The organism is Enterobacter sp. RHBSTW-00901 (genome assembly GCF_014103115.1).
Taxonomy (GTDB): Bacteria; Pseudomonadota; Gammaproteobacteria; order Enterobacterales; family Enterobacteriaceae; genus Enterobacter; species Enterobacter cloacae_P.
Window position 1 is genome coordinate 3893622 of record NZ_JABXPB010000001.1, and the last position, 19849, is coordinate 3913470.

The window sequence follows — 19849 nt, forward strand, 5'->3', positions numbered from 1 at the left end:
AAAAAGGCCCGCATTTGCGGGCCTTCTTCGTACACCGTGCCGATTACAGGCTGGATACGTTCTCGGTCAGGTATTTAGCAACGCCTTCCGGAGATGCAGCCATACCTTCTTTACCTTTTTCCCACTGAGCCGGGCACACTTCGCCGTGCTCTTCGTGGAACTGCAGCGCGTCAACCATGCGCAGCATTTCGTCAATGTTACGACCCAGCGGCAGATCGTTCACAACCTGGTGACGAACGATACCGTTCGCGTCGATCAGGAAGGAACCACGCAGCGCAACGCCAGCGTCCGGATGTTCGATACCGTAAGCCTGCTGGATTTCGCGTTTGATGTCCGCAACCATTGCGTATTTCACCGCACCGATGCCGCCTTTGTCGACAGGGGTGTTACGCCATGCGTTGTGTACAAATTCAGAGTCAAAGGAGACGCCAACCACTTCTACGCCACGTTTCTGGAATTCTTCGTAACGTTTGTCGAACGCGATCAGTTCAGACGGGCAAACGAAGGTGAAGTCCATTGGCCAGAAGAACAGAACGGTCGCTTTACCGTTGGTGTGCTGTTTGAAGTTGAAGTTTTCAACGATTTCACCGTTGCCCAGAACTGCTGCAGCTGTAAAATCCGGAGCCGGACGAGTTACCAGAACCATATGATTCTCCTGTAGATACTAAGGTTATTTGGAACGCAACGCGGCCAGTATAGAGAGTGTCCATCAATAAGACAAAGAGGCACTGACAATCGTTCAGCAAGCTTTCGCCTATCAATGCTCTTTCTATACACAAAATCATTCAAGTTGCATCAAAGCGGGAATTCCCGGGAGCTTACTTAAGTAAGCTCCCGGGGTGAGCAGGCGTAGCCAACGTAGAGGCGGCTTAAAGGATGACGTGTATTCAGAGCTGTTTGTTTTTCGCCTGCGTCATCATGCGCGGGTAGAACTGCCAGAAGCGCGTTTCCAGCGCGTCGTAGTGTTCATCCAGGTCATGCCATGAATCACGTAGCGCATCAAGACGCGGACGGCGGCTCGCCATTCCGTTCAACACGTTCTGGATAAAATCCATCTCACGATAACGTTCCAGCCAGCGCTCTGACCACAGATAGTTGTTCAGATTCACAAATCGCGGTGGCGAGTCCGGCAAAATGATCGACACCTGCGCGTGGGCATAGTGTACGAACTCGGGTAGCGGCATTTCCGGCGAAAGCTGCGCCCAGTGGCGTGACAGGAAATGATCCCACATCACGTCGAGCGTGATCGGTGCTACGCGGCGCGTTTCGGGGCGAAACCACGCTTTGGCTTCCGTCACTTCCGGCAGATTATCGGTTAACACGTCAATGCGGCGGTGCATAAAGATCCCGTCAACAATCTCAGGGGAATACGACTCTGCGGGGTTACCGCGCACGAAATCGGCCAGCAAATTACCGGAAAGGGAGCTGTTAGCAAGGTGAGCAAGATGCAGGTGAGCGAGAAAATTCATGCGTTTTATCTGTCCGGGGGCGGCTAGTTGTTGCAGCAAAAGAGTGTGAGCACTAGACTATGCCGCCTGTTTTTAAGTCACGAGTATACGTCATGCGCGTCGCCGATTTCTCCTTTGAATTACCTGAATCCCTGATTGCTCACTATCCAATGCCTGAGCGCAGTAGCTGCCGCTTGCTGTCACTGGATGGGCCTACGGGCGCGCTGACGCACGGTACTTTCACCGATTTGCTCGACAAGCTCAACCCTGGCGATCTGCTGGTTTTTAACAATACCCGCGTGATCCCGGCGCGTCTGTTTGGCCGTAAAGCCAGCGGCGGTAAGATTGAAGTGCTGGTCGAACGTATGCTCGATGATAAACGTATTCTGGCACATATTCGCGCGTCTAAGGCTCCGAAACCGGGTGCTGAGCTGCTGTTGGGCGATGATGAGAGCATCAAAGCGACCATGACCGCGCGCCATGATGCGCTGTTTGAAGTGGCGTTCGATGATGAGCGTACGGTGCTCGATATCCTGAACACCATCGGCCACATGCCGTTGCCGCCATACATTGAGCGTCCGGACGAAGAGGCCGACCGGGAGCTGTATCAAACCGTCTACAGCCAGAAGCCTGGCGCGGTGGCAGCCCCAACCGCAGGCCTGCATTTTGATGAGCCGCTGCTGGAAAAACTGCGTGCAAAAGGTGTGGAGATGGCTTTCGTGACGCTGCACGTGGGCGCAGGAACCTTCCAGCCAGTGCGCGTGGACAGCATTGAAGATCACATCATGCACTCTGAGTATGCCGAAGTACCTCAGAACGTGGTGGACGCTGTTCTGGCCGCGAAAGCTCGCGGTAGCCGCGTTATCGCTGTCGGTACCACGTCAGTCCGTTCACTTGAGAGTGCCGCGCAGGCCGCTAAAAACGAGCTTATCGAGCCGTTTTTCGGCGATACGCAGATCTTCATCTACCCGGGCTACCAGTACAACGTGATTGATGCACTGGTGACCAACTTCCATCTGCCTGAATCGACACTGATTATGCTGGTTTCCGCATTTGCGGGTTATCAGCACACGATGGCTGCCTACAAGTCTGCGGTAGAACAAAAATATCGCTTTTTTAGCTACGGGGACGCGATGTTTATCACGTACAATCCGCAGGCTTTGAATGAGCGTGTCGGGGAATAAGTCCGCGACATTGAATAATGTGTCGGACTGTTTTTCTGGCACAAAGGAAGAGAAATGAAATTTGAACTCGATACCACCGACGGTCGCGCGCGTCGCGGTCGCCTGGTGTTTGATCGCGGCGTGGTGGAAACCCCCGCGTTTATGCCTGTGGGCACTTACGGCACCGTAAAAGGGATGACGCCGGAAGAAGTTGAAGCCACCGGCGCACAGATTATCCTCGGTAATACCTTCCATCTGTGGCTGCGTCCTGGTCAGGAGATCATGAAGCTGCACGGCGATCTGCATGACTTCATGCAGTGGAAAGGCCCCATTCTGACCGACTCCGGCGGTTTCCAGGTCTTCAGCCTGGGCGATATTCGCAAGATCACCGAAAAAGGTGTGCACTTCCGTAACCCGATCAACGGCGATCCGATTTTCCTCGATCCTGAAAAATCGATGGAGATTCAGTACGATCTCGGCTCCGACATCGTCATGATCTTCGATGAATGTACGCCATACCCGGCGGACTGGGACTACGCCAAACGCTCTATGGAAATGTCTCTGCGTTGGGCGAAGCGCAGCCGTGACCGTTTCGACTCCCTGCAGAACAAAAATGCGCTGTTTGGCATTATTCAGGGCAGTGTTTACGAAGATTTACGTGATATCTCCGTTAAAGGTCTGGTAGAGATAGGTTTTGATGGCTACGCTGTCGGCGGTTTGGCTGTGGGTGAGCCGAAGGAAGATATGCATCGCATTCTGGAGCATGTCTGCCCGCAAATCCCAGCGGATAAACCACGATACCTGATGGGCGTGGGTAAACCAGAAGATCTGGTGGAAGGCGTACGTCGCGGCATTGATATGTTCGACTGCGTAATGCCGACCCGTAACGCGCGGAATGGTCATCTGTTCGTTACCGATGGCGTGGTGAAAATCCGTAACGCGAAGCATAAGAGTGACACCAGCCCGCTCGATTCCGGGTGCGATTGCTATACCTGTCGCAATTATTCTCGTGCGTACCTGCATCATCTCGATCGTTGCAATGAGATTTTAGGCGCGCGTCTCAATACCATTCATAATCTTCGTTATTATCAGCGCTTAATGGCTGGTTTACGTAAGGCTATCGAAGAGGGTAAATTAGAGAGCTTCGTGACCGATTTCTACCAACGTCAGGGGCGGGATGTTCCACCTTTGAACGTTGATTAATTTTAATAATGAGGGAATTTGAATGAGCTTTTTTATTTCTGATGCGGTAGCGGCAACAGGTGCTCCGGCGCAGGGCAGCCCGATGTCTCTGATTCTGATGCTGGTTGTGTTCGGTCTGATCTTCTACTTCATGATCCTGCGCCCACAGCAGAAGCGTACCAAAGAGCACAAAAACCTGATGAGCTCCATTGCGAAAGGCGATGAAGTGCTGACCAATGGTGGCCTGGTGGGCCGCGTGACCAAAGTAGCTGACAACGGCTACATTGCTATCGCTCTGAACGACACCACTGAAGTGGTTATCAAACGTGACTTCGTAGCTGCCGTTCTGCCGAAAGGCACCATGAAGGCGCTGTAATCCCAACTTTTCCCAAAGGGAACTGCCGTGTTAAACCGTTATCCTTTGTGGAAGTACATCATGCTGGTCGTCGTGATTCTCGTCGGCCTGCTGTACGCGCTTCCCAACCTGTATGGTGAGGATCCGGCTGTTCAAATCACTGGCGCGCGCGGTGTCGCCGCCAGTGAGCAAACGCTGATCCAGGTCCAGAAAACGTTACAAGAAGAAAAAATTACCGCTAAGTCTGTGGCACTGGAAGGGGGCGCGATTCTTGCTCGCTTCGACACCACCGACACGCAGCTCCGCGCTCGTGAAGCGCTGATGGGCGTGCTGGGTGATAAATATGTCGTGGCGCTGAACCTTGCTCCTGCAACTCCGCGTTGGCTGGCTGCTTTGAATGCAGAACCAATGAAACTCGGTCTTGACCTGCGTGGCGGTGTTCACTTCCTGATGGAAGTGGATATGGACACTGCGCTTGGCAAACTGCAGGAACAGAATATCGATAGCCTGCGCAGCGATCTGCGTGAAAAAGGCATTGCGTATACCACCGTGCGTAAAGAAGATAACTACGGTATGAGCATCACGTTCCGCGACAGTGCGGCACGCGATCAGGCTGTAGATTACCTGACTCAACGCCACCGCGATCTGGTGATTACCTCTCAGGGCAGCAACCAGCTGCGCGCGGTAATGACCGACGCGCGTATGAAAGAAGCGCGCGAATATGCTGTTCAGCAGAACATCAACATTCTGCGTAACCGTGTAAACCAACTGGGCGTGGCTGAACCGCTGGTACAGCGTCAGGGTGCTGACCGTATCGTGGTTGAACTGCCAGGTATTCAGGATACTGCGCGTGCGAAAGAGATTCTGGGCGCAACCGCGACGCTGGAATTCCGTCTGGTTAACTCTAACGTTGATCAGTCAGCGGCTGCCGCAGGCCGTATTCCGGGTGACTCTGAAGTGAAGCAGACGCGCGAAGGTCAGCCAGTTGTGCTGTACAAACGCGTGATCCTGACCGGTGATCACATCACCGACTCCACCTCCAGCCAGGATGAGTACAACCAGCCGCAGGTTAACATCTCGCTGGATAGCGCGGGTGGTAACATCATGTCTAACTTCACCAAGGACAACATCGGCAAACCGATGGCGACCTTGTTTGTGGAGTACAAAGACAGCGGTAAGAAAGATGCCAACGGTCGTGCAGTGCTGGTGAAAGAGGAAGAGGTGATTAACATCGCCAACATCCAGTCTCGTCTGGGTAACAGCTTCCGTATCACGGGTATCAACAACCCGAACGAAGCGCGTCAGCTCTCTCTGCTGCTGCGTGCTGGTGCGTTGATTGCGCCAATTCAGATTGTTGAAGAACGTACCATTGGGCCAACCCTGGGTATGCAGAACATCCAGCAGGGTCTGGAAGCGTGTCTGGCCGGTCTGGTGGTGTCTATCCTCTTCATGATCTTCTTCTATAAGAAGTTTGGCCTGATTGCGACTTCTGCGCTGGTGGCGAACCTGGTGATGATCATCGGTATTATGTCCCTGCTGCCGGGGGCGACGCTAACCATGCCTGGTATCGCAGGTATCGTCCTCACCCTTGCGGTGGCGGTCGACGCCAACGTACTGATAAACGAACGTATCAAAGAAGAACTGAGCAACGGTCGCTCTATCCAGCAGGCGATCGACGAAGGCTATAAAGGCGCGTTCAGCTCCATCTTCGATGCGAACGTAACAACACTGATTAAGGTTCTTATCCTGTATGCAGTGGGTACTGGCGCGATCAAAGGCTTTGCAATTACTACCGGTATCGGTGTTGCAACGTCGATGTTTACCGCTATTGTCGGCACCCGTGCCATCGTGAACCTGCTGTACGGCGGCAAGCGCGTCAAAAAGCTGTCTATCTGAGGAGTGCGTTGTGGCACAGGAATATACTGTTGAACAATTGAACCACGGCCGTAAAGTCTGGGACTTTATGCGCTGGGACTACTGGGCCTTCGGCATTTCAGGTTTACTGCTGATTCTGTCCATCGTCATTATGGGCGTGAAAGGCTTTAACTGGGGTCTTGATTTCACCGGTGGTACGGTGATTGAAATCACCCTGGAAAAACCGGTCGATATGGACCAGATGCGCCAGTCTCTGCAGAAAGCGGGCTTTGAAGAGCCACTGTTGCAGAACTTTGGTAGCAGTCGCGACATCATGGTGCGTATGCCACCGGTGCACGATGCCAACGGCAGCCAGGAGCTGGGCAGCAAGGTCGTTAGCGTGATTAACGAAACGACCAGCCAGAATGCGACGGTTAAGCGTATTGAGTTTGTTGGCCCGAGCGTGGGTGCTGACCTGGCGCAGACCGGTGCGATGGCGCTGCTGGTGGCGCTGATCTCCATCCTTGTGTACGTTGGTTTCCGCTTCGAGTGGCGACTGGCGGCGGGGGTGGTTATCGCCCTGGCGCACGACGTGGTGATCACGATGGGCGTACTGTCTCTGTTCCACATTGAGATTGACCTGACGATTGTGGCATCCCTGATGTCCGTTATCGGTTACTCACTGAACGACAGTATCGTCGTATCTGACCGTATTCGTGAAAACTTCCGTAAGATCCGTCGCGGTACGCCGTACGAAATCTTTAACGTGTCGTTGACCCAGACGCTGCACCGAACGCTTATCACATCCGGTACCACTCTGATGGTTATCCTGATGCTGTATCTCTTCGGTGGCCCGGTGCTGGAAGGTTTCTCGCTGACCATGTTAATCGGTGTGTCTATCGGTACGGCTTCATCTATCTATGTGGCATCCGCGCTGGCGCTGAAACTCGGCATGAAGCGTGAGCATCTGCTGCAGCAGAAAGTTGAAAAAGAAGGGGCGGATCAGCCGTCAATTCTGCCGTAAGGCAACGTCTTTCGCGTTATCAAAATCCCGGTCTGTTGGCCGGGATTTTTTTTGTCTGCTCCTGACAAACACTCCTGACAGTATGCTGTCAGGAGCCCTGTCGTAGACTCCTTCTGAACCCAAACAACAGGCAGGAGGATGTATGAAAAGCGTTATTAACTGGTTTGAAATTCCGGTCGCTGATATGGATCGCGCCATCAAATTTTATGAGCCGGTAATGCAGGTTACTCTTCGTCGTGAAAAAATGGATTGTGCTGAGCTGGCGGTTTTCCCGCATGAAGATCCGGTTACCGGCGGCGCACTGGCAAAATTTGACGGCATTACACCGTCTCAACAGGGCGCTATTATTTACCTGCATACTGACAATCTGGCGGCTACGCTCGATCGTATTGCTTCTGCAGGTGGTGAGTGCGTGTTTGGCCCGCTGGTGTTGCCACACGGTATTGGCACCATTGCCCTGTTTACCGACAGCGAAGGTAATCGTGTCGGCCTTCATCAACCCGCCTGAGAGCTGAAAAAAATATGACCCGACGCGCTGACCGTTTGTTTCAGATTGTGCAGATCCTGCGGGGCCGGCGGCTGACAACGGCAGCGCATCTGGCGGACAGGCTGGGGATTTCTGAGCGTACGGTTTACCGTGATATCCGTGACCTGTCGCTTTCTGGTGTGCCGGTGGAAGGTGAGGCGGGGAGCGGATACCGGTTGATGTCGGGTTTTGATCTTCCACCGCTGATGCTGACAAGCAAGGAGTCTGAGGCGTTGATGGTGGCGATCCGCCTGCTTAAAACCTGGGGCGGGGAGTCACTTTCGCGTGAGCTGGAGTCCGCGCAGGAAAAGGTACTGGCGATCCTGCCGGAAGAGAGCCGTCGAAAGGCGGAGCAGACGCGTATTTATGCACCGGATTTTTGCGTGCAAAACCACTCCCGCAGCGATTTTGACATGATTCATCAGGCGATTTCAGCCCAGCGGGTGCTTGCGCTGCATTATCGGGATGATGCCGGGCAGCTCTCACAGCGCGACGTTCAGCCGCTGGGGCTGTTCTTCTGGGGAGAGCGCTGGTTGCTGGCGGCGTGGTGTGAGCGGCGCGACGATTACCGCTGTTTCCGGCTCGACAGATGTCTCAATATTGTGCAGACGGAGAGACGGTTTAGCGAGAGCGCGGATCGTTCGCTGGCGGATTTTTTGCGCAAGGTGAAGCAGTAAAAAACCGGGTGGCAAGGTAAAAGCAAAACGGCAACGTGTGTTGCCGTTTGTCGTGTTTGTTCCTCTCCCTGTGGGAGAGGGGCAGGGTGAGGGCATCAGCCCGCACAGCCCCGCGCTGATTAGAAGTTGTAACCTACGACCAGGTAACCACCCCAACCGGTAGAGCGTACGTTGAAGTCGCCGTTGCCGAAGTTCAGGCTTGCGTCGTCGTTCCACTGACCACCGTTGTGCCAGTAACGCGCCACAACAGAGTAATGCCAGTGATCGTAGTTCAGTGCCAGAATGTGGCTGGAAGCGATAGAGTTGCCGGTGCGCGCGTGCTTGCCGTTATTATCGTAGAAGTTGTCGCTACCCAGATCGGAGCCCCAGTCGAAGTTGGTGAAGCCGATGTAGCTCAGGTTTCCGCCCCACAGCTTGGTGATTGGCACAAAGTATTTCACTTTGAAGCGGTAGCCATCCCACTCGTTTTCGTTGGATGCGCCATAGTTCTGCCACTGGTATTTCGCGTAAATGTTCATGGACAGGCTCATCGGCAGACCAGTGTCGATGTCCGTACCCAGACCCATGTACCAGGTGCTCTGTTCCTGAGAATCGTTACGACCCATGTCGTAGATGTAGTTGTTCGCGAAATACCACTCTTTGAACGGACCGAAGCTCAGATCGGTACCGGTCAGTTTGTCGATGGAGAAGCGCGGTTCGATCTCCATGAACAGTGGGGAACCGTTGTTCCAGATACCTTTCGCATCGGTGTTACCACCGAAGAAGACCGGCAGATCCACATAGCCATAGAAATCAAACCAGTCTTTCTTGGCAAATGCTTCGTACTCGAGGTAGGTATCGTTGCGGATCTGTGGTCCGAAACGGGTGTCGTAGCTGCCGACTACGTTAACGCTCTGGTGCCACCAGTCGGAGAGGTACTGTGGTTTGTCGTTTTCCGCTGCGTTAACAGTGAAAGAGGAGGAAAGTGCCAGCACTGCGCCGGCTGCAAGTAATGTTTTTTTCATAATCATGCCACTGATTGAAATTCCCTTCCGGGAGTGAAAAATGCGCGATTTGCGTTTCTAAATATTTCGTGTTTCTGCGGAGCCTATTATAGGAATCCCTGCTCACAAAAATATGTGTTGTTTCACAGTTCTCTCACGCACGTAATCGATTGCGTTCACGTTTGCGTACTTTAGACGGCGGGATTGTAACGGCAAACATTTATGTTGCCAATCTTTGCGGGATGTAAATGTTAGCGGAGTGACATTGCACTCCGCTAAAAAAGGGGGGTTACTGCGTGACGGGCTGGATATCGTGGATGCGAATAAAACCTAATTGTTCCGGTGTGAGGCCGTTCAACTGGAGTGGAATATCAACATCGCTCGGAGCCAGTATGCTGGCCGGGGCAGTGAATAGCTGGTTTTTCACGTTAATTTCCTGATAGCTCTCTGTAGTGCCCTGGATCTGCCCCCACTCTACGGTGCCGCTAAATGCCGGGAGCGGATCGTTTGATTCGCCCTGAATGCGCAATGTTGCGCGAGTACCATCGGCATTCGCCGCAACGTTGACCAGCGACATTTTCAGCGTGCCAACCTGGCTATTGAGACGCGCGGGCGTATTGGCTCCGGGCAGCAGGTAAACGCCCTGGCTGGATTTTGCATTCAGTGCGTTTTGTTGGGTGATCTTCACCGTCTCTTTGTTCAGTTTGTCCATTGCCGTATTAAGCGTATTCACGCTTTGTTTCATCTGGCGGACTTCAGTTTGCTGTGCGCAGGCGCTAAGGGTGAAGAGGCTTCCCACCAGGAGAATTCTTAGATAACGTCTTGTCATTGCGTTTATTTCCTTGAAATAACGGATCTCCGTAATGGTAGCCAGTTGGATCCCGTCAGACATAGATCCTTTGTCTCAAAAAGCTCTTCCTTTGTTGTCAGGCCAGTTCAGGGTAAAATGAAAGTCAGTTAACCGGATAACAGGGATACCGTATGCATTGCCCATTCTGCTCCGCTGTGGATACCAAAGTCATCGATTCTCGTCTTGTGGGCGAAGGGTCTTCTGTACGTCGCCGTAGGCAATGTCTGGTGTGCAACGAGCGCTTCACGACCTTTGAGGTCGCAGAGCTGGTAATGCCACGGGTGGTAAAAAGTAACGATGTGCGTGAGCCATTCAACGAAGAGAAACTGCGTAGCGGGATGCTCAAGGCGCTGGAAAAACGTCCCGTCAGTGCTGACGACGTTGAAATGGCGCTAAACCATATTAAATCTCACCTGCGTGGAACCGGCGAACGCGAAGTGCCAAGCAAAATGATTGGCAATCTGGTGATGGAACAGCTGAAAAAGCTCGATAAAGTTGCCTATATCCGCTTTGCCTCCGTATACCGCAGTTTCGAAGACATCAAAGAGTTCGGCGAAGAGATCGCCCGCTTACAGGATTAAACTCATGCAGGATGAGATTTACATGGCGCGAGCCATGAAGCTGGCGCAGCGTGGACGTTTTACCACTCATCCCAACCCGAACGTCGGCTGCGTTATCGTGAAAGATGGCGAGATTGTGGGCGAAGGGTTCCACTATCGCGCGGGCGAACCGCATGCCGAAGTGCATGCCTTGCGTATGGCGGGCGAAAAAGCGCGCGGTGCAACAGCCTACGTGACGCTTGAGCCATGCAGCCATCATGGGCGGACGCCGCCGTGCTGCGAAGCGCTGATTGCGGCGGGTGTCTCGCGTGTGGTTGCGGCGATGCAGGATCCCAATCCACAGGTCGCCGGACGCGGGCTGTACCGTCTGCAGCAGGAAGGGATCGACGTCAGTCACGGTCTGATGATGGGCGACGCGGAAGCCATTAACAAAGGCTTCCTGAAGCGTATGCGCACCGGATTCCCGTATATTCAACTTAAGCTGGGAGCCTCGCTGGATGGTCGCACGGCGATGGCGAACGGTGAAAGCCAGTGGATCACCTCCCCGCAGGCAAGGCGCGATGTGCAACGTCTGCGCGCGCAAAGCCATGCTATTCTCACCAGCAGTGAAACGGTTCTGGCTGACGATCCGGCTATGACCGTACGCTGGAATGAGCTAAATGCCGATACCCAGGCGCTTTATCCGCAGGAGAACCTGCGCCAGCCGCTGCGTATTGTCATTGATAGCCAGAACCGTGTGACGCCTGAGCACCGCATCGTCCAGCAACCGGGTGAAACCTGGTTTGCCCGCACGCAGGAGGATCCGCGGGCATGGCCAGACGGTGTGCGCAGCATTATGGTGCCGGAGCACAACGGGCACCTCGATTTAGTGGTGCTGATGATGTTACTTGGCAAACAACAGGTAAACAGCATCTGGGTAGAAGCGGGCCCGACGCTGGCTGGCGCGATGTTACAGGCGGGGCTGGTGGATGAACTGGTTGTCTATGTTGCGCCTAAACTGTTAGGTAGCGATGCTCGCGGCCTGTTTGTGCTGCCTGGCCTTGAAAAACTGGCTGATGCCCCACAACTCAAATTTAGCGAGATACGTCCTGTTGGCCCGGATGTTTGCCTCCATTTAACAACAGCGTAATTGCTCCTGAAATAGGGAAGCAGTGCGCAAAGTATTATGATAAAATCCGCCCCCCTGCGGGGCTAAATGAACCCGTAAAGGAAGAGTATGAACATTATTGAAGCTGCTGTAGCTACCCCGGACGCTCGCGTCGCCATCACCATTGCGCGTTTCAACAACTTCATCAACGACAGCCTGCTGGAAGGTGCGATTGACGCCCTGAAACGTATCGGCCAGGTTAAAGATGACAACATTACTGTTGTTTGGGTTCCAGGTGCTTATGAACTGCCTCTGGCAGCGGGTGCGCTGGCAAAAACCGGTAAGTACGACGCGGTGATTGCGCTGGGTACCGTTATTCGCGGCGGCACTGCGCACTTCGAATACGTTGCGGGCGGTGCAAGCAATGGTCTGGCACACGTTGCACAGGACGCTGAAATTCCTGTCGCGTTTGGCGTGCTGACCACCGAAAGTATTGAACAAGCCATCGAACGTGCTGGCACCAAAGCCGGTAACAAAGGTGCAGAAGCTGCACTGACCGCGCTTGAAATGATCAATGTATTGAAAGCCATCAAGGCCTGATTTTTTTGTAAGGGGAATTCCGTGAAACCTGCTGCTCGTCGCCGCGCCCGTGAATGTGCCGTCCAGGCACTTTACTCCTGGCAGTTGTCCCAGAACGACATCGCTGATGTTGAATACCAGTTCCTGTCAGAACAGGACGTGAAAGACGTTGACGTTCTGTACTTCCGTGAACTGCTGTCGGGAGTGGCGACTAATAGCGCGTATCTCGATGGTTTGATGAAACCATACCTGTCCCGTCTGCTCGAAGAGCTGGGCCAGGTGGAAAAAGCAGTGCTGCGTATTGCGCTGTTTGAGCTGTCTAAACGTGATGATGTGCCGTACAAAGTGGCCATCAACGAAGCGATCGAACTGGCAAAAACCTTCGGTGCTGAAGACAGCCACAAGTTTGTTAACGGCGTGCTGGATAAAGCCGCACCTGCGATCCGTCCCCACAAAAAGTGATCCGCAAACCGGAGTCTCGCATTGCCCTGGCGGCAGTGCGGCTCCGGTTTTTTCTTTTCTTTGCTGAGGCATAACGTATGGCTTGCGGCGAATTCTCCCTGATTGCCCGTTATTTTGACCGTGTCAGAACCTCTCGTCTTGATGTTGAAACCGGCATTGGCGATGACTGCGCACTTCTCAATATTCCTGAAAAACAGACGCTGGCAATCAGCACCGACACCTTAGTGTGCGGCCGTCATTTCTTACCTGATATCGATCCTGCCGATCTGGCGTATAAAGCGCTGGCGGTTAACGTGAGCGATCTGGCCGCGATGGGGGCCGATCCCGCGTGGTTAACGCTGGCTTTAACCCTGCCAGATGTCGATGAAACCTGGCTTGAAGCTTTCAGCGATGCGCTGTTTGAGCAGCTTAACTACTATGATATGCAGCTGATTGGTGGTGATACAACTGGCGGGCCGCTGTCGATGACGCTGGCGATCCACGGCTATGTGCCGGTTGGACGCGCGCTGAAGCGCTCGGGTGCAAAACCGGGTGACTGGATCTACGTGACCGGCACGCCGGGCGACAGTGCGGCGGGGCTGGCGATTCTTCAGGATCGCTTAACGGTTGCAGATGCTGACGACGCGGCGTATCTGTTGAAACGCCATCTGCGACCAACGCCACGTATTTTACAGGGGCAGGCGCTGCGTGAACGCGCCAGTTCGGCTATCGATCTCTCTGACGGGCTTATCTCCGACCTCGGCCATATTCTCAAGGCCAGTGGTGTGGGGGCGCGTGTTGACCTGGATCTGTTCCCGCTATCAGAGCAACTTCTCCGTCACGTTGACGCTGAGCAGGCCCTGCGCTGGGCGCTGTCCGGTGGGGAAGATTACGAGCTGTGCTTTACCGTCCCTGAGCTTAACCGCGGGACGCTGGATGTGGCGTTAGCCCACCTTGGCGCGAAATTTACCTGCATCGGGCAGATTATGCCTGAGAGCGAAGGGCTGCAGTTTGTTCGTAACGGCGCGCCAGTGATACTTGACTGGAAAGGGTACGATCATTTTGCCTAAATTAGAGCCGGTCCTGTTTAATACATCCCCATGTAACCTCAAGATTCAGGTTTCATCTCTGAATTCTCGCGGATAACTGAAATAACGATTGTTCCGGGCATGCTCATTCATTAACTTCCGCATTCGCTCTATCCGATTCAGGTTAGGGTCGTAAGGTGGAAGGTAATGAAGTTCGGAATTCTCCACTTCTGCTCAGTCTTTTATTGACTGCGAACGGTGATAACCCTACCGTCCAGAATAATGATGTGCATTTTCTGGCTATTTACGTATCTCCTTGAAAAAACGTAACGCAAATTTAATTAGGTTAATGGATATATTGGAGAGAGGTTATTTATTGCGTGAATGTTATTTGTGTGATTTTTGCCATTTAATTTATTTATTATTTTTTTATCTTGCCGTCTGGCGTATGATATTCGTGGAATGAGGATGTAAGTTATAGGATTGTTGGTTCGTATACTATGAGGGATGAGTATGTACCACATGAATTTTCCTTGCGAAATACTATTTCAGACAAAAAATAGATTTAATGATGCAAGTACAGATGATATGCGGCATAGTGATCTGTCTGCTTTAGAATTACAATCATTAGGGTTAAACGATGTTTCGACTATAGTCGATCCCTATAGGATGACCTTCAAAGATAAAATTAGCTATCCATTTATTACCGGGTATTCCCCTAAAGACGATCAACGCATTACCCCTGATGAATGCGTCAGTATACTTTTTGATGAAATGAGGGAATTATCAGGGTTGTTTGCTTCCGGGCAATATAAACGTTTAACAGGAGAGATGATTAACCATTTTCAACATGGAGACGGCAGACCTTTTGGTTATAATGCGTTACTCAACAGAGCATATTCTGATCTTCTTAGGGGTAAACAATATGGAAATACTACGATCGATGCTATCAGGAAGGTAATTAATATTTATGTGAGTGACAGGCGTAAACAAGTTGGTAGCCACGATTTTATTTGGGACGTACGCAAAGAAATTTCGAGAAGAACATTGCCCAAGTTTAATGATTTGGAAGACAGATTTAACGGGATGGGGATCACTGTCCATGATATCTATTTCCAGAGGATTGTAATGTTTAATTTTAAGCAATATCAGATAGGATGGGAAGCAGATATATTATTTGAAGCTCAGGATCATTTTGGTCTGGGGCGAGAAGATATTACAAAAAAACTATACCAAAGCTTCAGGTTTTTTCGGATATGGTTTGTTCTTCAGCGATACAACTGCTTTTCATTTAAACCTTTTGTGACGAACTTCAAGGCTTCTGTAAAACTGACGGGGCGATCATGATATGAAAAAATCCTGGTTTATTTATCTGGCAATTGCAGTAGTTGTGATTGCTTTTAGTCTTTGGGATGATATTTACCCTGTAAAAATTATTGATGTCCATCGCAGTACTGATAAATTTGATTATGATGATATTATCGTTGACCATTTCCCGTTAACGGATCGGGGACGAATTGACTGGTAGTTATCTCAGCGGGATATGCTTAAGAAAAAATATAACATCCCCTCCGGGCAGGAATTTGTTTTGATGGTCTGGGATGTGGGGTGCGGGTATTTGCGGGACTCTCCGCGAGAGGATTATTTTTGTTTTCCTGATATGACATCAGAGAAGAATTGTATTGAAAAAATAACCTTCTTAAGGTTGATGCCAGATTTTCTGATAAAAATAAAGTTAATTTTATTATCGGTGATAATAAATACATTATGGATAAAAAAGATGGCTCGATGACTAAGGCACGGTATTAAAAGCCGCGATTGGGCTGTATCAAATTATCGGAGCGATAATGATATGAAAAAATCCTGGTTTATTTATATGGCAATTGCAGTAGTTGTGATTTCTTTTAGTCTTTGGGAGGATATTTATCCTGTGAAAATCATTGATGTCCATCGCAGTACTGATCGCCCTGGCTATGATGATATTATCGTTGACCATTTCCCGTTAACGGATCGGGGGAGAATTAACTGGTGGCTATCTCAGCGGGATATGCTTAAGAATAAATATAACATTCCCTCCGGGCAGGAATTTGTTTTGACGGTCTGGAACGTGGGGGAGGGGTATCTGCGGGACTCTCCGCGAGAAGATTATTTTTGTTTTCCTGATATGACATCAGAGAAGAACTGTATTGAGAAAAATAAACGTCTTAAGGTTGATGCCAGGTATTCTGATAAAAATAAAGTTAATTTTATCATCGGTGGTAATAAGTACATTATGGATAAAAAAGATGGCTCGATGACTAAGGCTCGGTATTAAAAACCGCGACTGGATAGTATTAAATTATCGGAGCGATAATGATATGAAAAAATCCTGGTTTATTTATATGGCGATTGCCTTGGCTGTGATTGTTTTTAGTCTGTGGGATTCTATTTATCCAGTGAAAATCATAGATGTCCATCGCAGTACTGACAGGATGGGCTATGACGATATTATCGTTGACCATTTCCCGTTAACGGACCGGGGGCGAATTAACTGGTGGTTATCTCAGCGGGAAATGCTTAAGAAAAAATACAATATTCCCGCCGGGCAGAGATTTGTTTTGACGGTCTGGGATGTGGGGGACGGATACCTGCGGGACTCACCGAGAGAGGATTATTTCTGTTTTCCTGATATGACATCTGAGAAGAACTGTATTGAGAAAAATATTCTTCTTGAAGTTTCTTTCAGATTTCCTGAAAGTAATAAGATCAGATTTTTTGTTGGTGATAATATGTACGTTATGGATAAAAAAGATGGCTCGATGACTAAAGAGCGGTACTGAATGCTACTTTGGCGATGTGTTCAACGGCTTGATTAATTCCGCTCTGCTCCCGCTAACAAAATAAGTCTAACAGGAGCAGTGGGGAAGGTGTTATGCCAGCCAGGTACGGATTTTGGCTTCGATACCTGCGGCATCCAGGCCGATGGCCGCACGGGCCTCGTCCTGCGTACCTTGTGGGATGAAGTGATCAGGCAGGCCGAGGTTTAGTACCGGAACAGCTTTACGGTTCGCCATCAGTACCTCGTTCACGCCGCTGCCCGCGCCGCCCATAATGGCGTTCTCTTCGAGCGTCACCAGCACGTCATGGCCTTCAGCCATGCTCAGGATCAGGGATTCATCAAGCGGCTTCACAAAACGCATATCCACCAGGGTGGCATTCAGCGTTTCGGCAACCTTAGCTGCTTCCGGCATCAGCGTACCGAAGTTCAGGATCGCCACTTTCTGACCGCGACGTTTGACCAGGCCTTTACCCATTGCCAGTTTCTCCAGCGGTTGCAGCTCAACGCCTACGGCATTGCCGCGTGGGTAACGAACTGCGCTTGGGCCGTCCTGATAGTGGTAGCCGGTAAATAGCATCTGACGGCATTCGTTCTCATCGCTCGGCGTCATGATGACCATGTCCGGTATGCAACGCAGGAACGACAGATCAAATGCGCCCTGATGCGTTTGACCGTCAGCCCCCACGATACCCGCACGGTCGATAGCAAACAGTACCGGCAGCTTCTGAATGGCAACGTCATGGATAACCTGGTCGTAGGCGCGTTGCAGGAAGGTGGAGTAGATAGCCACAACCGGCTTGTAGCCGCCAATTGCCAGGCCTGCCGCGAATGTCACTGCATGCTGCTCGGCAATCGCCACGTCAAAATACTGGTCAGGGAATTTTTTGGAAAACTCCACCATACCGGAGCCTTCACGCATGGCAGGCGTTACCGCCATCAGCTTGTTGTCTTTCGCCGCCGTTTCACACAGCCAGTCGCCAAAGATTTTCGAATAGCTCGGCATACCTCCGCTGCTTTTCGGCAGGCAGCCGCTGGTATGGTCAAATTTCGGTACCGCGTGGAAGGTGATCGGGTCTTTTTCCGCCGGTTCGTAACCACGCCCTTTTTTGGTCATGATGTGCAGGAACTGCGGGCCTTTCAGGTCGCGCATGTTTTTGAGCGTCGTGATCAGACCCAGCACGTCGTGGCCGTCGACCGGGCCAATGTAGTTAAAGCCCAGCTCTTCAAACAGCGTACCCGGCACAACCATACCTTTGATATGTTCTTCGGTACGTTTGAGCAGCTCTTTAATTGGCGGTACGCCGGAGAAGACTTTTTTGCCGCCTTCACGCAGTGAGGAGTAAAGTTTTCCGGAGAGCAACTGCGCCAGATGGTTATTCAGTGCGCCGACGTTTTCGGAAATCGACATCTCGTTATCGTTAAGGATAACCAGCATGTCCGGCTTGATATCTCCCGCATGGTTCATGGCCTCAAAAGCCATACCAGCGGTGATTGCGCCGTCACCAATCACGCAGACGGTGCGACGCTGCTTGTTCTCTTTTTCGGCGGCAACGGCAATACCGATACCGGCAGAAATTGACGTGGAGGAGTGGCCGACGCTTAACACGTCATACTCGCTCTCTCCGCGCCACGGGAACGGGTGAAGGCCACCTTTCTGGCGAATGGTGCCGATTTTATCGCGACGTCCGGTCAGAATTTTGTGCGGATATGCCTGGTGACCTACGTCCCAGATCAGCTGATCGAACGGCGTGTTATAGACGTAATGCAGCGCCACTGTCAGCTCAACCGTGCCAAGCCCGGAGGCGAAATGACCGCTGGAGCGGCTGACGCTGTCGAGCAAGTAGCGACGCAGCTCGTCGCACAGTTTCGGCAGGCTCTCTTTCGGCAACAGGCGTAACTCCTGGGTGGAGTCTACTAACGCCAGTGTCGGGTATTTGGCAATATCAAAACTCATCAAAGGCTCATCGAGATATTTAGTTTATTTATCACGCTGGATTATATAGTCCGCTAGCGCTTCCAGTGCCGAGGTATCCAGGGATTGCGCAGCCAGCTGATTCAGCGACTGGCGGGCATCCGCTATCAGGTCCCGGGCTTTACGTTGGGCTTGCTCAAGGCCCAGAAGGGCGGGGTAGGTACTTTTGCCAAGCTGCTGGTCTGCACCCTGACGTTTTCCCAATGTTGCAGTATCGCCCACCACATCCAGAATGTCATCCTGAACCTGGAATGCCAGGCCAATACTTTCTGCGTATCTGTCCAGAACCGGCAGGGCTTTTCGCCCTTGTTCACCTGCGCTCAGCGCGCCCAGGCGAACGGCTGCACGAATGAGTGCCCCCGTTTTATGGCGGTGAATACGTTCCAGCTGTTCCAGATTAACCTGACGCCCTTCTGCATCAAGATCCAGTGCCTGTCCACCGCACATTCCTGCGACGCCACTGGCCATCGCCAGTTCGGACACCATCGCCAGACGGTCGCGGTCACTCACTTCAACCATCGGCGCATCGCTTAAAATCGAGAACGCCAGCGTTTGCAGGGCATCCCCCGCCAGAATGGCATTGGCTTCGCCAAACCGGATATGGCAGGTAGGTTGACCACGACGCAGGTCATCATCATCCATCGCCGGTAAATCATCGTGGATCAGCGAGTAAGCGTGGATGCACTCAACGGCAGCTGCCGGGGCGTCCAGCGTAGTATCGCTGATACCAAACATCTTGCCTGTGGCATAGACCAGGAACGGACGCAGGCGCTTTCCGCCCAAGAGTGCGCCATAGTGCATGGCCTCAACCAGAGGAGTGTTCTGAAAAGGCTGTGGCTCGATAAAACGGCGCAGGGCGTCGTTGGCGCGATTCACACACGCCTGAAGCTCGTTGGCGAAATCCATTTACTCGGCGTCCGGTGTGAAAGGCGTTGTTTTAGCATCTTCGCTGTCGGACAGCAGGATTTGCACGCTCTGCTCGGCCTGCTGCAGTTTGACCTGCCCCTGACGTGCCAGCTGCACGCCACGCTCGAATTCGTTGAGCGCCTCTTCCAGCGGTAAATCACCGCTCTCAAGGCGGGTGACGATCTGCTCCAGTTCACTCAGCGCAGTTTCGAAACTGGCCGGTGCGTCGTTCTTCTTCGGCATAGTGAATTTGACTCTTTCTATTTTTAGCCCTGTCATGGTAACGGACTCAGGCGGAGAAGCAAATAACGCTCAATGGTGATATACTCGCGCGCCTGGATGCAGCCACGGGTGTGGGCTGTAATATTATTTTCCATTACAAGCCTTAACAAGCTT

Annotated in this window: 22 protein-coding genes and 2 pseudogenes; 16 read left to right on the forward strand and 8 right to left on the reverse strand. The window is 51.9% G+C overall.

Features of this window, described 5'->3' with window-relative positions:
• Nucleotides 1-43: 43 nt before the first annotated feature.
• Nucleotides 44-646, reverse strand: a complete 603-nt coding sequence (locus HV318_RS18685) for a peroxiredoxin (RefSeq protein WP_182273916.1) — start codon at nucleotides 644-646, stop codon at nucleotides 44-46.
• 241 nt (nucleotides 647-887) lie between these two features.
• Nucleotides 888-1469: an ACP phosphodiesterase gene (gene acpH / locus HV318_RS18690; protein ID WP_182273917.1), complete on the reverse strand. Its 582-nt coding sequence runs from the start codon at nucleotides 1467-1469 to the stop codon at nucleotides 888-890.
• A gap of 92 nt (nucleotides 1470-1561) precedes the next feature.
• Here acpH and queA point away from each other — a divergent pair, with 92 nt between their 5' ends.
• From queA to HV318_RS18725, 7 genes are all read left to right on the forward strand, one after another.
• Nucleotides 1562-2632: a tRNA preQ1(34) S-adenosylmethionine ribosyltransferase-isomerase QueA gene (gene queA / locus HV318_RS18695; RefSeq protein ID WP_182273918.1), complete on the forward strand. Its 1071-nt coding sequence runs from the start codon at nucleotides 1562-1564 to the stop codon at nucleotides 2630-2632.
• 54 nt (nucleotides 2633-2686) lie between these two features.
• Nucleotides 2687-3814 (forward strand): tRNA guanosine(34) transglycosylase Tgt, encoded by a 1128-nt coding sequence (gene tgt, locus HV318_RS18700; RefSeq protein ID WP_182273919.1) that lies wholly within the window; start codon nucleotides 2687-2689, stop codon nucleotides 3812-3814.
• A gap of 22 nt (nucleotides 3815-3836) precedes the next feature.
• Entirely contained in the window at nucleotides 3837-4169 is a 333-nt protein-coding gene (yajC, locus tag HV318_RS18705) for a preprotein translocase subunit YajC (protein WP_182273920.1), read from the forward strand.
• Nucleotides 4170-4196: 27 nt separating this feature from the next.
• Complete coding sequence (secD, locus tag HV318_RS18710; protein WP_182273921.1) at nucleotides 4197-6044, forward strand: protein translocase subunit SecD; 1848 nt, start codon at nucleotides 4197-4199, stop codon at nucleotides 6042-6044.
• A 10-nt stretch (nucleotides 6045-6054) separates the two neighbouring features.
• Nucleotides 6055-7026, forward strand: a complete 972-nt coding sequence (gene secF / locus HV318_RS18715) for a protein translocase subunit SecF (RefSeq protein WP_163281376.1) — start codon at nucleotides 6055-6057, stop codon at nucleotides 7024-7026.
• Nucleotides 7027-7168: 142 nt separating this feature from the next.
• A complete protein-coding gene (locus HV318_RS18720) occupies nucleotides 7169-7534 on the forward strand; it encodes a VOC family protein (protein ID WP_182273922.1) in 366 nt (121 codons plus the stop codon).
• 14 nt (nucleotides 7535-7548) lie between these two features.
• Nucleotides 7549-8229 (forward strand): helix-turn-helix transcriptional regulator, encoded by a 681-nt coding sequence (locus tag HV318_RS18725; protein ID WP_182273923.1) that lies wholly within the window; start codon nucleotides 7549-7551, stop codon nucleotides 8227-8229.
• Nucleotides 8230-8348: 119 nt separating this feature from the next.
• On the opposite strand, the gene tsx is transcribed toward HV318_RS18725, so the two are convergent.
• Both tsx and HV318_RS18735 read right to left on the reverse strand, forming a co-directional pair.
• On the reverse strand, nucleotides 8349-9233 hold the full coding sequence (gene tsx, locus HV318_RS18730) for a nucleoside-specific channel-forming protein Tsx (RefSeq protein ID WP_182273924.1): 885 nt from the start codon (nucleotides 9231-9233) through the stop codon (nucleotides 8349-8351).
• Nucleotides 9234-9501: 268 nt separating this feature from the next.
• Entirely contained in the window at nucleotides 9502-10041 is a 540-nt protein-coding gene (locus HV318_RS18735) for a SadB/YajI family lipoprotein (RefSeq protein ID WP_182273925.1), read from the reverse strand.
• Between the two features lie 152 nt (nucleotides 10042-10193).
• On the opposite strand from HV318_RS18735, the gene nrdR reads away from it, so the two are divergent.
• The 5 genes from nrdR to thiL all read left to right on the forward strand — a co-directional run bounded on the left by nrdR (nucleotide 10194) and on the right by thiL (nucleotide 13799).
• Nucleotides 10194-10643: a transcriptional regulator NrdR gene (nrdR, locus tag HV318_RS18740; RefSeq protein ID WP_182273926.1), complete on the forward strand. Its 450-nt coding sequence runs from the start codon at nucleotides 10194-10196 to the stop codon at nucleotides 10641-10643.
• Nucleotides 10644-10647: 4 nt separating this feature from the next.
• Nucleotides 10648-11751: a bifunctional diaminohydroxyphosphoribosylaminopyrimidine deaminase/5-amino-6-(5-phosphoribosylamino)uracil reductase RibD gene (ribD, locus tag HV318_RS18745; RefSeq protein WP_182273927.1), complete on the forward strand. Its 1104-nt coding sequence runs from the start codon at nucleotides 10648-10650 to the stop codon at nucleotides 11749-11751.
• An 87-nt stretch (nucleotides 11752-11838) separates the two neighbouring features.
• Nucleotides 11839-12309 (forward strand): 6,7-dimethyl-8-ribityllumazine synthase, encoded by a 471-nt coding sequence (gene ribH / locus HV318_RS18750; protein ID WP_006176874.1) that lies wholly within the window; start codon nucleotides 11839-11841, stop codon nucleotides 12307-12309.
• Between the two features lie 21 nt (nucleotides 12310-12330).
• A complete protein-coding gene (gene nusB / locus HV318_RS18755; protein WP_006809908.1) occupies nucleotides 12331-12750 on the forward strand; it encodes a transcription antitermination factor NusB in 420 nt (139 codons plus the stop codon).
• Nucleotides 12751-12827: 77 nt separating this feature from the next.
• Nucleotides 12828-13799: a thiamine-phosphate kinase gene (thiL, locus tag HV318_RS18760; RefSeq protein WP_182273928.1), complete on the forward strand. Its 972-nt coding sequence runs from the start codon at nucleotides 12828-12830 to the stop codon at nucleotides 13797-13799.
• 54 nt (nucleotides 13800-13853) lie between these two features.
• On the opposite strand, the pseudogene HV318_RS18765 reads toward thiL, so the two are convergent.
• Nucleotides 13854-14059 (reverse strand): annotated as a pseudogene (locus HV318_RS18765) (transposase); the annotation flags it as partial.
• A 211-nt stretch (nucleotides 14060-14270) separates the two neighbouring features.
• Between HV318_RS18765 and HV318_RS18770 the strand changes: the two are divergent.
• The 4 genes and pseudogenes from HV318_RS18770 to HV318_RS18790 all read left to right on the forward strand — a co-directional run bounded on the left by HV318_RS18770 (nucleotide 14271) and on the right by HV318_RS18790 (nucleotide 16576).
• On the forward strand, nucleotides 14271-15104 hold the full coding sequence (locus tag HV318_RS18770; RefSeq protein WP_182273929.1) for a DUF3289 family protein: 834 nt from the start codon (nucleotides 14271-14273) through the stop codon (nucleotides 15102-15104).
• 1 nt (nucleotide 15105) lies between these two features.
• Nucleotides 15106-15549 (forward strand): annotated as a pseudogene (locus HV318_RS24255) (DUF943 family protein).
• Between the two features lie 60 nt (nucleotides 15550-15609).
• A complete protein-coding gene (locus HV318_RS18785) occupies nucleotides 15610-16071 on the forward strand; it encodes a DUF943 family protein (protein ID WP_346010732.1) in 462 nt (153 codons plus the stop codon).
• A 43-nt stretch (nucleotides 16072-16114) separates the two neighbouring features.
• A complete protein-coding gene (locus tag HV318_RS18790) occupies nucleotides 16115-16576 on the forward strand; it encodes a DUF943 family protein (protein WP_182273933.1) in 462 nt (153 codons plus the stop codon).
• A gap of 90 nt (nucleotides 16577-16666) precedes the next feature.
• On the opposite strand, the gene dxs is transcribed toward HV318_RS18790, so the two are convergent.
• The 3 genes from dxs to xseB are packed head-to-tail and all read right to left on the reverse strand — an operon-like array spanning nucleotide 16667 to nucleotide 19696.
• On the reverse strand, nucleotides 16667-18529 hold the full coding sequence (dxs, locus tag HV318_RS18795; protein WP_182273934.1) for a 1-deoxy-D-xylulose-5-phosphate synthase: 1863 nt from the start codon (nucleotides 18527-18529) through the stop codon (nucleotides 16667-16669).
• Between the two features lie 24 nt (nucleotides 18530-18553).
• A complete protein-coding gene (ispA, locus tag HV318_RS18800) occupies nucleotides 18554-19453 on the reverse strand; it encodes a (2E,6E)-farnesyl diphosphate synthase (RefSeq protein ID WP_182273935.1) in 900 nt (299 codons plus the stop codon).
• The gene (xseB, locus tag HV318_RS18805; RefSeq protein WP_182273936.1) at nucleotides 19454-19696 is read right to left on the reverse strand and encodes an exodeoxyribonuclease VII small subunit; all 243 of its coding nucleotides are present in this window, start codon (nucleotides 19694-19696) and stop codon (nucleotides 19454-19456) included.
• Nucleotides 19697-19849: the final 153 nt, after the last annotated feature.